At 43.4% G+C, this 12,654-nt stretch carries 14 protein-coding genes; 2 read left to right on the top strand and 12 right to left on the bottom strand.

Features of this window, described 5'->3' with window-relative positions; translation table 11 throughout:
- Positions 1–55 precede the first annotated feature (55 nt).
- Complete coding sequence (locus QPK24_RS02555; protein WP_285745896.1) at positions 56–964, top strand: LysR family transcriptional regulator; 909 nt, start codon at positions 56–58, stop codon at positions 962–964.
- Here the strand turns inward: QPK24_RS02555 and QPK24_RS02550 are convergent.
- Positions 961–1,485, bottom strand: coding sequence for an HPP family protein (locus tag QPK24_RS02550; RefSeq protein ID WP_285745895.1), 525 nt, complete (start codon positions 1,483–1,485; stop codon positions 961–963). The genes QPK24_RS02555 and QPK24_RS02550 overlap by 4 nt on opposite strands.
- Before the next feature lie 292 nt (positions 1,486–1,777).
- Here QPK24_RS02550 and QPK24_RS02545 point away from each other — a divergent pair, with 292 nt between their 5' ends.
- On the top strand, positions 1,778–2,227 hold the full coding sequence (locus tag QPK24_RS02545; RefSeq protein ID WP_285745893.1) for a hypothetical protein: 450 nt from the start codon (positions 1,778–1,780) through the stop codon (positions 2,225–2,227).
- A gap of 136 nt (positions 2,228–2,363) precedes the next feature.
- Here QPK24_RS02545 and QPK24_RS02540 read toward each other — a convergent pair whose 3' ends face one another.
- The 11 genes from QPK24_RS02540 to ctaD all read right to left on the bottom strand — a co-directional run bounded on the left by QPK24_RS02540 (position 2,364) and on the right by ctaD (position 12,647).
- Positions 2,364–3,569, bottom strand: coding sequence for a TraB/GumN family protein (locus QPK24_RS02540; RefSeq protein ID WP_285745891.1), 1,206 nt, complete (start codon positions 3,567–3,569; stop codon positions 2,364–2,366).
- A 73-nt stretch (positions 3,570–3,642) separates the two neighbouring features.
- Positions 3,643–4,956, bottom strand: a complete 1,314-nt coding sequence (locus QPK24_RS02535; RefSeq protein WP_285745889.1) for an ABC transporter permease — start codon at positions 4,954–4,956, stop codon at positions 3,643–3,645.
- The gene (locus QPK24_RS02530) at positions 4,949–5,851 is read right to left on the bottom strand and encodes an ABC transporter ATP-binding protein (RefSeq protein ID WP_285745888.1); all 903 of its coding nucleotides are present in this window, start codon (positions 5,849–5,851) and stop codon (positions 4,949–4,951) included. Before QPK24_RS02530 ends, QPK24_RS02535 begins: the two co-directional genes overlap by 8 nt.
- Entirely contained in the window at positions 5,848–6,774 is a 927-nt protein-coding gene (locus QPK24_RS02525; RefSeq protein WP_285745886.1) for an ATP-binding cassette domain-containing protein, read from the bottom strand. The genes QPK24_RS02530 and QPK24_RS02525 overlap by 4 nt, the downstream gene beginning before the upstream one ends.
- Entirely contained in the window at positions 6,771–7,178 is a 408-nt protein-coding gene (locus QPK24_RS02520; protein ID WP_285745883.1) for a GntR family transcriptional regulator, read from the bottom strand. The genes QPK24_RS02525 and QPK24_RS02520 overlap by 4 nt, the downstream gene beginning before the upstream one ends.
- Before the next feature lie 87 nt (positions 7,179–7,265).
- Positions 7,266–7,997 carry an ABC-2 transporter permease gene (locus QPK24_RS02515; protein ID WP_285745881.1) on the bottom strand — a complete coding sequence of 244 codons (732 nt, stop codon included), beginning with the start codon at positions 7,995–7,997 and terminating at the stop codon, positions 7,266–7,268.
- A 337-nt stretch (positions 7,998–8,334) separates the two neighbouring features.
- Positions 8,335–8,799, bottom strand: a complete 465-nt coding sequence (locus tag QPK24_RS02510; protein ID WP_160035148.1) for a DUF420 domain-containing protein — start codon at positions 8,797–8,799, stop codon at positions 8,335–8,337.
- A gap of 66 nt (positions 8,800–8,865) precedes the next feature.
- Positions 8,866–9,756 carry a cytochrome c oxidase assembly factor CtaG gene (gene ctaG, locus QPK24_RS02505; RefSeq protein WP_285745879.1) on the bottom strand — a complete coding sequence of 297 codons (891 nt, stop codon included), beginning with the start codon at positions 9,754–9,756 and terminating at the stop codon, positions 8,866–8,868.
- 93 nt (positions 9,757–9,849) lie between these two features.
- Positions 9,850–10,170 (bottom strand): cytochrome C oxidase subunit IV family protein, encoded by a 321-nt coding sequence (locus QPK24_RS02500; protein ID WP_160035144.1) that lies wholly within the window; start codon positions 10,168–10,170, stop codon positions 9,850–9,852.
- Positions 10,171–10,173: 3 nt separating this feature from the next.
- Positions 10,174–10,800 carry a cytochrome (ubi)quinol oxidase subunit III gene (locus tag QPK24_RS02495; RefSeq protein WP_285745876.1) on the bottom strand — a complete coding sequence of 209 codons (627 nt, stop codon included), beginning with the start codon at positions 10,798–10,800 and terminating at the stop codon, positions 10,174–10,176.
- Complete coding sequence (gene ctaD, locus QPK24_RS02490) at positions 10,797–12,647, bottom strand: cytochrome c oxidase subunit I (RefSeq protein WP_285749043.1); 1,851 nt, start codon at positions 12,645–12,647, stop codon at positions 10,797–10,799. Before ctaD ends, QPK24_RS02495 begins: the two co-directional genes overlap by 4 nt.
- Between the last annotated feature and the right edge of the window lie 7 nt (positions 12,648–12,654).

Raw genomic sequence — 12,654 nt, 5'->3', positions numbered from 1 at the left:
ATACCTTGCAAAAGTATATGGAATTCATATAGATATCGACAAGGAGAGCTTACCTATGGATATTAAGCAATTACGTTATTTTATCGCGCTTGCAGAAGAACTGCAGGTGACTTCCGCTGCACAGAGACTCCACATGTCTCAGCCTCCGCTTAGTCAGCAGCTAAAGATGATGGAAACGGAACTCGGTGTAACGCTGTTTCATCGAAATGGACGACACCTTGAGATTACCTCTGCAGGTAAAACACTGTATGAGCATGCACTCAGCATCACACGGATGATGGAAGAAGCGAAAGCCGAAGTGAAAGAATCGGGAATTGGTGTACGAGGTAAACTTTCTATTGGAATTAATACACTATCTGATGAGCGGCTCCCTGAGATTTTGAGTACGTTTCGCACCCTTTATCCCAAAGTAACCTTCAAAATTCAGCAGAATGAGACAAACACACTTGCTAAGCTAGTAAAAGAAAAGATCCTTGATGTAGCGATTGTGCGCCTCCCCATTTCACTTGAAGATTATGATTACGCGATTGTAGGCGCAGAACCTTTATACTTTGTCACAGGAAAAGAGGATTCCCCGCCTCAATCGGTCACAGCAAACGGTGCTATTTCCTATGAGGCCATTTCGGAATATCCACTTATCCTCCCTAGCACGGAGGGACTTGGACTCTATCATTTAATCTTGGATCAATTTCATGCTCGGGGACTCTCTCCTGCTATTGTCGGGGAATGTTCCGATATAGGGATATTGGTAGAACTTGTAGCTTCCGGTTTTGGGGCATCTATACTCCCGCGTTCCTCATTACACCGATATGATAACCGTGATATTCAGACATATGAAATTAATGGTCCTCAAGCCACCTCTAGTTCTGCCGTGATCTGGCTAAAGCAGCATTATCTCAGCAAGTCCGCTCAAAAACTAATTGAGTTACTTACTTCCTCTTCATCTATATCTACTTATAACTAGATCCAAAAAGTCGGATATGCACGATTACTCCGCATGTTGTTGATGATGAGTGCGATGAGCACGATGATCAGAGAACCAATAAGTACAGGTGAAACAAGATAACTCCACCCATATCCGCCCAGCATAATAATGATGGGGTCTGCTCCAGCTGGCGGATGGGTCGTCTTCGTTAACATCATCAGTGAAATTGCTAAGCCCACAGCAAGTCCAATCGCCCAAGGTTTAGCACCAATGAGATGGTAGGCAACTAACCCAACGAGTGCCGATACAAAGTGACCGCCGATAATATTCCGAGGCTGTGATAAAGGAGCATTCCACACACTAAATGCCAGTACACAGCTTGCTCCAAATGGAGCCATTAACCATTCGGAAGATGTCATACTTGTGAGGAAGGCTAAAATCGAGATGGTTAAGAACCCTCCGATCAGTCCAGTCAGTGAATCTTTTACATCAATTTGCAGCGGACTGCTACCTGCTCCTTTCATTTTTGATAGATATCCTTCGACGTTCATTCGTTTCATGTCTTACCTCTTCCTATATAAATTTCTTTATACACAAAACCAAATTTCTTTAGAAAAGTAAAGAGTTTTTTTCCAAAATAAAAAAACCAACCCATAAAATGAGCTGGTTTAAATAAATGAATTTTAGGGGAACGGTTTCAATTAATGAAGTGGGCTGCATTCAGCCCCCATCATGTTTATGTTATGCGTTTTATTCCGATCAGTTAAAGAACGCATAGCGAAAAAGTTGCTCTCTTATACATTTTATTGGATAATATTTACTACATTACAAGCTTGGAGGAATATTATTACTATGAAACAAATGAACCATGTAACCAAGATAGTGATGGCATTCACTTTAGCTAGTGTCACCGTTCTGAGCGTAATTCCTGTGTTTGCCTCAAACGAAACAGTGACCCGATCCCAAGACATCCAAACTCTTGATGTTGATTATGAGTATAAAAACGAGTCCTTTTTAGGCACTACCTATAAAAATAATTTCTATATCGAACCATATTACGGCTGGGCAAAGATCTGGATTCATAACACATCATCTGATACTGTCACTGTCAGGGTTACCCAGAATACACTTACAGGAAAAGAAAAGATGTTTTTTACCTTAGCTCCTGGCGAACAGTTGGCTAAAAAGGGTATTAAACCTTGGTCAACAGGTACTCACTGGATCAGCATCGCCGCTAAAAATGGAAAACCATTATCAGGACTCCTCACTGTTAAGTTGGCAAAAACAAAAGATCTACTCTGATCAAAGTCATGATCTTGTTTTTTAAAAAAATGCCCCCTTGAACTCATCGGCTCACCCAAACAGGTGTACCGTCAGTCCTAAGGAGGCATGATCCAATAAATTCAATCAGACAAACCACTGTTTTAAAATTAGTCCTTTATTTGCGTACCACTGTGTACCCTTTATCCTGAAGCAGCTTTATAACGCCATGTTCACCCAGATAGTGTCCTGCGCCAACAACGATGAAATACTCTTCTTTCTTGTCACTTTTCAGGTAACCGTCGATTTTATCCGCCATCCCGATATTTCGATCAACCAGCATCGCTTTATAAAACTCAGGTTCGACAGCCATGCTGTTGGTGAATTCAAGTAACATTTCATCATTTCCTGATTTCCACATATCGGCCATTTGGTCCACACTATCATTCAGGGCATCAAAATTGTCTAGCGCAGTCTTCAAATTCCGCTCCTGCAGCTCCTTGGAGAAATCATCAAACATGCCAAGTTGGGACTCATAGGATTCTAGCTCCAGAACTGGTATTTTGCGCTCCATCGCTTTCTGGATGAAATATAGATCGATACCTGCAGCCGCTTCGTACCCTGCTGTCATTGTTTTCAGAGTACTGATCGTTGTCTCGACTACCCAAGGCTTATATGCATCTAGTGCGTTCTTTTCCATTCCATTTTGCTTTAGAATTTCTTCAAGCTTCACATAAGTTTCCTTGGATACATGGTCCTTCAGCGTAGTTCCATCCTGGTACATTCCCATATTCGCAATCAATTTTTGCTGCTCTTCATCTACGGCTTTGCTAATATCGATCTCTACACCTAAATAATCCGCCTCAGCAAAAGCTTCCTCATACTCTGAACGCAGTGGATAGAAACTATCATCCGCAATATGCATCGATCCAACGAGATACACGGTATTCCCGTTGTTCTCCACTTCCCACATGAAACCGCGAGCAGCTTCACCCGTTGTTTTGGAAACCAAAAGTACAGTACCAGACTTCTTATCCCAACGTACTTCGTAACCTGCGGCTTCTCCCACCGTACGAATTGGAACATAGGTTACACCGTTAATCAGCTTCGTCTTGCTTTTCAGCGTGATCTGCTTGCCGTCAACAACCGCTTGAATGGTTCCATCCTGGACATGGGACAGCTTAACATTTAGAGCCTCGAGTGTTGTTCTCAGCGGCACCATCGTTGTGCCCTGGTCAACAATAGGTGTACTTGTTGCAAATTCAACTTTTTGATCGTTTATCTTTAGTACCGGTTGCTGTGGTGCAGCTAATACAGGGGCCGCTGAGGCGAGCATACCTGCTGAAATAATGAGCGATAAGAGCGATTTTTTCCAATGGTTCATGTTAGATTCTCCTTATTTATGAATAATAGAATGTAATCCAGTAGTACCTTAAATAAAAATCAACTCATTTTTATTACATTTTAAAAGCCTTCATCGCCTTACGAAGTTCCGCTACGCTCGGACGTTTACCGTACATCAATACGCCCGTACGATAAATCTTCGCTGACAACCATCCGAAACCTAAGATTGCTGCAATCAAAATGACTAGTGATACCCATATCTGCCAAACAGCGATCTCTCCCATTCCGACCCGAAGAATCATTACCGTTGGAGCGGTGAACGGCACGTAACTTGAGATTTGAACAAGTAAGCTGTTCGGTGTTCCCATACTGAAGATTCCGATATAGAAAGCAGCCAGAGAAAGCATTGTCATTGGTGTAAGCGCCTGACCTAAATCTTCTGTACGACTGACAATGGAACCAATCGCAGCGAACAGAACCGCATACAAGAAATAACCAAAGATATAGAATAATAGTCCGTAAAAGAGTACATCCAGATTAAGTAAAGTTAAATCAATGTTCATGGAACTGAGCATTTCTTTATTATGAGGCAGCATGAGATTTGCGAAGATCGTAAGTCCAAAGATCCCAATCTGCGTCAAACTGAGCAAGAAAATACCGATGATTTTACCAAACATTTGTGTCAGTGGAGACACACTGGTGATCAGGATTTCCATAATCCGTGAGCTTTTCTCTGCGGTAATTTCGGAAGCAATCATATTCCCTGTCATTACGGTAGAGAAGAAGAATAGAATCATGAGCACATAGACAAAAGCATAGTTCACACCTTGGGAAGCGGAATCCTCTGTATCAGCAGTACTTGAACTATTTTCTACATTCATTTCTTTCGTAATCAGAGATACCGGTGTGCTGATATCTGCAATCTGTTGTTCGGTAAGCGAGTTCTGTGCGATCACTTTTGTTTTCGCATTTTGAATGGCAAGTTGCAGCCACGTTGCCACTTCGGAAGATACATCCCCATCGAGAGAATAGTAGGTAGCCAAAGGTGAAGCAGATCCTTCCATATTCTCAAGCGTTACATATCCATCAATAATTCCATCATTTACATCCTCGCCTAGCTTCGATTCCTCGGCTGACTCGTAGGATACAAGCTTAAATACAGGATTAATAAGACCGTCGGTATAGAGCTTTAGTTCATCCCCAACAGCTTGCTGCTCAGGATCCGTTATCACAAGACCAATAGATGGAACCTCTGCACGTGTAGCGCTGCTGTTCTCTTTTTCTTCACCTGTAAAAGAGGAAATAAGATAAGGAAGATTTATACCAATCGTCATCAGAATCACAAGGATGAGGGTCGTCACTTTAAAAGCTTTCGTCTTTGCCTTCTGCTTGTAGGTAAATCCGATAATTGTCCCAAGTTTATTCATTACCTGTTCCTACCTCCTTGATAAAGATTTGATTCAATGTCGGTTCTTTAATCTCAAAATGCTCCACTGTAGCGGTTTCTAATGCTTTTTGCAGCACAAGCTGGGCTGCCTCCATAGAACGGATTGTGATTAGATAGCCTCGCTCCATTCGTTCCACCTTCGTAACACCCGGAAGCAGCTCCAGTCCACTCACCTCTTCTGAAGTGATCAGACGTACCTGTTCCCGCGGGTATCTAGATTTAATCTCTCTAATGCTTCCCTCTACTACGGAATTACCGCGGTGAAGTATGGTGATATTCTGACACAGCTCTTCGACGTGCTCCATTCGGTGTGTCGAGAACAAGATGGAAGTTCCTTCATCTCGCATTTCTTTTACCGTTGATTTCAGCAGTTCCACATTCACGGGATCAAGACCACTAAATGCTTCATCTAAAATCAGGATTTGCGGGCGATGGACAACAGCAGCGATAAAACCCATTTTCTGCTGATTCCCCTTAGAAAGTTCTTCAATTCGTTTGTCGTAATACTCGGGTACCTCAAATTTCTCAAGCCAGTATTTTAAGCTCTCGTCTGCCTCTTTTGCTGACATTCCCCGTAGACGACCTAAGTAATTAATCTGTTCATTTACTTTCACCTTCGGGTACATTCCACGTTCTTCGGGCAAGTAACCCATCAGATGCTGAAGCTCAGGACTGAATGATTTGCCATTGTAGTTGATCTGACCCCCATCAGGATAAATAAGTCCAAGCACCATACGCATCGTTGTCGTTTTTCCTGCCCCATTGGCACCAAGCAATCCGTAGATTTCTCCTTCTTTCACCGAAAGAGTTACCCCATTAACTGCAAGTTTGTCACCATACTGCTTCATTACTTGGTTCAGTTCGAGTCGATTCATTTGATATGCTCCCCCTTTTTCATTTCCCATCCTGCAGGTCCATGCCCCTGAATCCAGTACATTAAAATTTCCTCCAGCTCGAGTACTCTCGCTTTTAGCGGCATTAGCCCTGCTTCATCTAACACTTCAAGTACATCTACTGCACGCGTTGTTACTATTCTACGAATTCGTTCCGTTTCCTCTGACCATTCCAATACTCCAGGCAAATGAGCCGGTTTGATCTCTCCTTCGTACCAAATCTCTCGCCAGCTATCCAGCAAAAGATCCTTCTCCACCATACCGAGCGTTTGTCCTTTGTGTATGAGGATAATGTAGTCTGCCAGCTTTCTGATCTCATCCACAATATGAGTCGCAATAATAATTGTACTATCTCCTCGCTGCATGAACAGCTGAAGCTCTGTAAGCATCTGCTTCCATGCGAAAGGGTCGAGCCCTGATGAGGGTTCATCCAAAATCAGCAGTTTAGGCCGAACAGCCAGCGCTGCAGCTAACTCAAACTTGCGCCGTTCTCCCTTGGACATTTTCTTTAATCTGCTGCCTCGGGGCACCTCAAACTTGGTAAGCAGTTCTTCAAATAAAGCGGCATCGAAGCGTGGATACCAGAAAGCACGAAATTCAGCTGCTTCTTCTACTGTAAGTCGATCCTCCTCTGGGCTTGAGTACTCCGTGACGAATCCTATTCTCTGGCGGATCTCAAGCGGAAGTTCCTCTTTATCATATTGCTCGCCAAACCATAAAATGTGTCCTGCTTCAGGAAGCACCACTTTTTGCAGCATACTCAGAAGGGTTGTTTTTCCTGAACCATTCGGCCCGACAAGGGCATAAATATATCCCTCCAGAAGTTCTAGATGAATGGGGCCAATCGATTTTCCTTTTCTTGATTTATACACCCCTTGCATGGAGATTACTGAGTGTTCGGTCATTGCTCTGTCTCCCCCTTCTCCTTATAGAACTCATTCATGACTTCAGAGAACCAGTGTTCCAGTTCTTCACGAGTACTGCCGACCGATCTGCCTACTTTTGCCGCCTGAATCAGTGCCTCTTTTACTGCGGCCTGTTTGTAATCCTCTTTTTTATCTATACCTACCTGAGCCACGAAGGTTCCTGTACCTTGCTTCGTACGGAGCAATCCTTCGTTCTCTAGATCTTGATATACTCTTCGGACCGTAATGACACTGCAGCTAAGATTGCCTGCAAATTCACGAATCGAGGGCAATAATGTCCCCTCCTTAATTTGGCCAGTAATAATAAGCGATCGCAATTGACTCTCTATTTGGGAATATAAGGGTTCAGCGCTGTTCTCATTGATTTGTATAGGTATGTGCACGCGGTGCTTCCCCCTTCTCTATAGAAATATTTTTTTCAGCTATATTCATATTTCCCTTAAGGTTCCTGAATACAGTGAAGACAGATATTAGCTTACATCTCTTACTAGCATTTTTTTCTTCGTACGCTTAAAGGAGAAAATCGTCAGCAGGATTCCAGATACAAGCATGATCCACATTCCTGGAGCGAGTAATCCCCACTGCTGACTATGCTCTATCGAAAACAGAATCAGGTTCCAATCAAGTATAGCGGCTGTGAGCGCGATAAGAAAAATTGCTATAAAGCTTACAATACCTAATATAAAATAGGCTTTTCCATTCACCACGAACTCCCAGTATATATAAAAGGCATTTGCGATAATTCCGTACCCGATCCATATCAGTGAAAAAGCGAGAACCTGATCAAACCTAAAGTGCTCTGCCCGCAGTACTAGAAAATAAATTAAAGTGAAAAAGATGACGCTGTTCACGGCAAAGGCAACCATCATCTGTAAGATCCGGCTCCATATAATAATCGATGCGGGGATAGGTAATCTACGCATATACGATAACATCTGGGTATACGAATCATTCTGTATATAATGTAAGGATCTCCTTGTGAAAAAGAAACCTAAAAACGGAACAAACAGCAGGAAGATATTATCTGCTACAATCGTGTGTACTTGTGCTTCCATTTCTCTGAGTCCTGTACCGGTAAGAAAGCTTCCCGTAATAGCCGCTGTATACAGGGTGAAAAGTATGGTCCAGATCCAGTTCAGCCGATCTCGCTTAAGTCCCGTCTTCGTCAACCACCAAGCTTGCTTCCACATTGTTGAATTCATGTTACCAACCCCTCTACCGAAACTAGGTGTGATTACTGTATATATCTTTATACACAGTATATAAACTATTGCTTGTCCTCGTCAACCTTTTTCTTCCATAAGACAAAAAAATAACCACGACGACTATGAACACATAGTAAGAACAGTGGTAAGAAGAGCAATTAGGAAAGCTTTCAGAGGACACAGTTAAGGAGCACAGTTAAGGAGCACAGTTAAGGAGCACAGTTAAGGAGCACAGTTAAGGAGCACAAAAAAAAGGAGACGCTTGTCTCCTTTTTTCATAATTCATTATTTTTTGTTTGATCGTTCACATCCTGATTCATTCATGCCTATATCTTTAAGCACCTATAATCACTTCCCAGACAGGCTTCGTATGTCCTCCTGGATAAAGGATATAGAGCAGTGTATACACAAGAACCCCTGTTGTAGCAGTGAAAAACCAGATCATAGAAGTCACTCTGCCGAGCCGCCTGTGTTTCGCATACTTTTCTTTGTAGCCCCATAGGAGGGTTGTAATGCCAAATATAGCTCCCACGGTAGCCATGACAATATGGAAAATAAGAAACACTTGATAGAATAATTTCAAATCATCTGGACCGCCCCAAGCTGTATTCCCTACAATGATGGTCCGCGAACTGTAGATTATGAAGAACAGAATTGCTGCCCAGGCACCGGCAAGCATCATTTTCTTATGTGCTGCTCGTTTCCCTTGGATAATAAGTACCCATCCGATCCCCACCAGTACTGCACTGATTACGATAAAAGCCGTACTGAGTGTAGGCAGCCAAAAATATAAATCCATGTTCTTTCCCCCCGTGTTCTTCATGCTGGTGAATCTTACGCAATCGCCTGTATCTCGTCTACCTGGTTATGATACGTTTGGTATGATCTCTTCTTCTTCACTCCGCTCTTTCTTGTACCACTGAAAAAAGACATATGCGAGCATAACACCAAAAATCAATTCTTGGATCATCTTCATGATCACTCCGCCTACCTGCTGATCCTGCTGTGCATTGGGTAACAAATTAAAGTAAGAGGGTCCGCCGACAGATTGCAAAAGAATCTGAGGATCACCCGAGTAACAGTACCCCATCGCAGTCGCCCAAACATTTGGATCACTATACGTTGCAAACAGCGGTTCTGGAGCGAAGATAATAAGCCCGCAGGCCGGTGTAAGAAGTACCATGTTTAGAAAAATAAATCCGATCTTAGCAAGGCTCGATTCCCTATCCCGCTCCGGAACAGGATGCACTAAGGATCCCCACATCAGAAGTGACGCAATGAATAGAATGATGTAATAAAGTCGATGCACCGTGAAGTTCAGCATGACATAGTCATGTACAAGTGGTATATGATAAATCGAAAATAGTCCGTTAAATACGAGTGCTGCTACAATAGGTTTTCCTAAGAAAGAAAAGGATTTTATTAATGGATAGTCAAGAACTTTACGCCATGCCCAGGATGGAATCCCTCTCATCAGCAGCGGCGGTGCAGCGATATAGGACAGCGCCATACTAATCATGTGAAAGGTGAACATGGTATGTCCCAGCAGGCTGATCGGGCCCCCTTGTGCCATATAGAGAATAAACATCCCGCATACAAACATAATCTTCTGTCCTGGGGTTGTCTTTTCCACGATTCCTGCACTATAAGCAAGCGGGCCAACCATTACAAAATAAAGTGCTGTCAGTATAAGCATCAAAGCCAAAAATAGTGGACTCCATACGTCCGCGAAACTAAAGTATTCTAATCCAAGCATAATTCCCCTCCTGCCTTGCTTCATGACAGTAAATAAATGGCTTTATGAAAAGAAGAAAAGGCAGCGAAAAAGATTCGCCGCCTTCTACTGTCTTTACCACCATACCCAAAATAAAGCGGTAATAATGGCCGTAAAGGCCACGAAAAATCCAAATGCCATAAAGATAAGAGGAATAAGATGTCCTTTGTCCTTCATGTGCATCCAGTAAGCCATCTGGATAATTACTTGCAGAACCGCCATGGTGAGCAAGAGAATAACCGTAAAGGCAGTATTCACTCCGCCTGCAGCCACTGCTCCAAAAGCGATCAACGTTAAACCTATGGAGAAAATAAAGGCAACCACATGCTTTTCTGGCCCTTCCGGGCGATGACGATGCTTGACACTGTTATTGCCAGCCTGTTCGTGACTTGCCATGGATTAAACCACCTTTCCCAGCAGATAAACGACCGTAAAGATGAATACCCAGACCACATCGATAAAGTGCCAATAGATTGCAGACACATAGATCTTTGGCGCGGTGACGACCGTCAACCCTTTTTTGTACAGTTGCCCTATTAGTATGCCTATCCAAGCAATACCAAATGCGACGTGAGCACCGTGGAATCCAACAAGCGTATAGAAGGCGGAACTAAAAGCACTTGTTGTCATACCAAAGTTCTTGTGAACAACATATTCATAGAATTCATAGATCTCTAAACTAAGAAAGCCTAGACCAAGGATAACCGTAACGATCAGCCAGGAAATCAGCTTTTTAACATTATGTTTGTGCATAGCTTGAATCGCGAAAACACTCGTTAAACTACTCACTAACAGAATAAAAGTAGCAGCTCCCACAAGGGGCAGATGGAATAGATCATTAGCTGTAGGACCCTCTACGGTCTGATCGCGAAGCGCAAGGAATGTAGCAAACAAAGTACCGAACAGTACCGCCTCTCCTCCAAGGAAAAGCCAGAAACCAAGGACCTTGTTGCGTCCTTCCAGTGTCGCTTTTTCAGGTTCGTGAGGCAGCTGACCATTTACAGCTTCTGTATGTGGCGATGTCATATCTTAGCCCCCTTATCTTCCAGTTCCTCGGGATCAATATGCCATCCATGATCATCGAACAAGGAACGTGCGGCCATAGATCCAAATGTAATGAGAAGACCAATGATAACCACGATATAATTATTGAACAAGAAGTTCATAAATCCGTTGCCAAACTCGTCGTTTGAGAACATGAAACCCAGACCTGCGATGAAAATCCCTACAGACATCAGGAATGGAAGCGGTGTAGCAGATGGCATATGGATCGGACCCAGCGGCTCTGCAGGTGTCATTTTCGTGTTGCCTGCCATTTTTTCTTTCCACCAAGCATCAAGACCACGCACTAGTGGAATCTGTGTAAAGTTGTGTTCAGGCGGCGGTGATGGAATGGACCATTCCAGTGTACGGCCATCTTCCCAAGGATCGTTCGGTGCATCGGCTGGTTTTCTAAAAGTAATAACCACATTAATTAAGAACAAAATAACGCCGACACCCATCAGGAGTGCACCGATGGTACTAATATAGTTCAGTTCATCCAAACCTTGATCCGGCGCATAGGTTGCAACCCGGCGCTGCATTCCCAAAAGACCGAGGAAATGCTGAACGAAGAAGGTGAGATGGAACCCAATAATAAAGAACCAGAATGTAATTTTGCCAAGCGTCTCATTAAGGAGACGTCCAAACATTTTTGGCCACCAATACGTGAGTCCAGCAAATATGCCCAGTACGAGACCACCCACAATAACATAGTGAAAGTGTGCGACAACGAAGTATGTATCATGGAACTGGAAGTCCGCAGGTGCAGATGCGAGCATAACACCTGTCACGCCGCCCATTACAAAGGTAGGCAAGAAACCGATCGCATATAAGTTCGCTGTTGTGAAGCGAATCTGTCCTCCCCACATCGTAAAGAGCCAGTTAAATATTTTGATACCCGTTGGTACGGCAATCAGCATGGTAGAAATAGAGAAGAGTGCATTCGCAATCGTACCGAGACCGGTCGTAAACATGTGATGCGCCCATACCATGAATCCCAAAAATGCAATCAGGATTGTTGCAAAGACCATCGAGCTGTAACCAAACAATCTTTTTCTTGAAAATGTAGGAATAACTTCTGAAATAATACCGAAGGCCGGCAAGATCAAGATATATACTTCGGGATGCCCGAAGATCCAGAAGATATGTTGCCATAATACAGGGTTACCCCCGCCTTCTATACTGAAGAAGTTTGCACCCAGAATCCGGTCAAAAGTTAACAGGACAAGCCCAACCGTAATCGCTGGAAAAGCGAATAGAATCATAGCGGATGTAATAAATGTTGTCCAAGCAAACATCGGCATGCGCATAAAGGACATCCCTGGAGCACGCATCGTAATAATCGTGGCAAGGAAGTTAATCCCCCCGATGAGTGTACCGAGACCTGCAATCTGCAGTCCAATGGTGTAAAAATCAACCCCGTGTGTATCACTGTATGCGGTACTTGCCAGCGGCACATATGAAGTCCATCCCGCATCCGGAGCTCCGCCCATAAGCCAGCTGAGGTTCAGCAGGATTCCTCCGAAGAGAAACGTCCAGAAACCCAGTGCATTAAGGAATGGAAATGCTACGTCCCGCGCCCCGATTTGAAGAGGGAGGATCGCGTTCATAAAAGCAAAGATAATCGGCATAACACCTAGGAAAATCATCGTTGTACCGTGCATCGTAATCAGTTCATTAAATATCTGTGTACTAACGATTTGATTGTATGGTTCCATCAGCTGGATACGAATCAAGATCGCTTCAATACCGCCGATACCAAAAAACAGAGCTCCTGCCATCAAATAAAGTATTGCGATTTTCTTATGGTCAACCGTCGTAATCCAATCCATCAGTCCG

Source organism: Paenibacillus polygoni (assembly GCF_030263935.1).
Taxonomy (GTDB): Bacteria; Bacillota; Bacilli; order Paenibacillales; family Paenibacillaceae; genus Paenibacillus; species Paenibacillus polygoni.
Note: the sequence above shows the minus strand (reverse complement) of the source record. Positions and strands in the feature narration are given on the sequence as shown.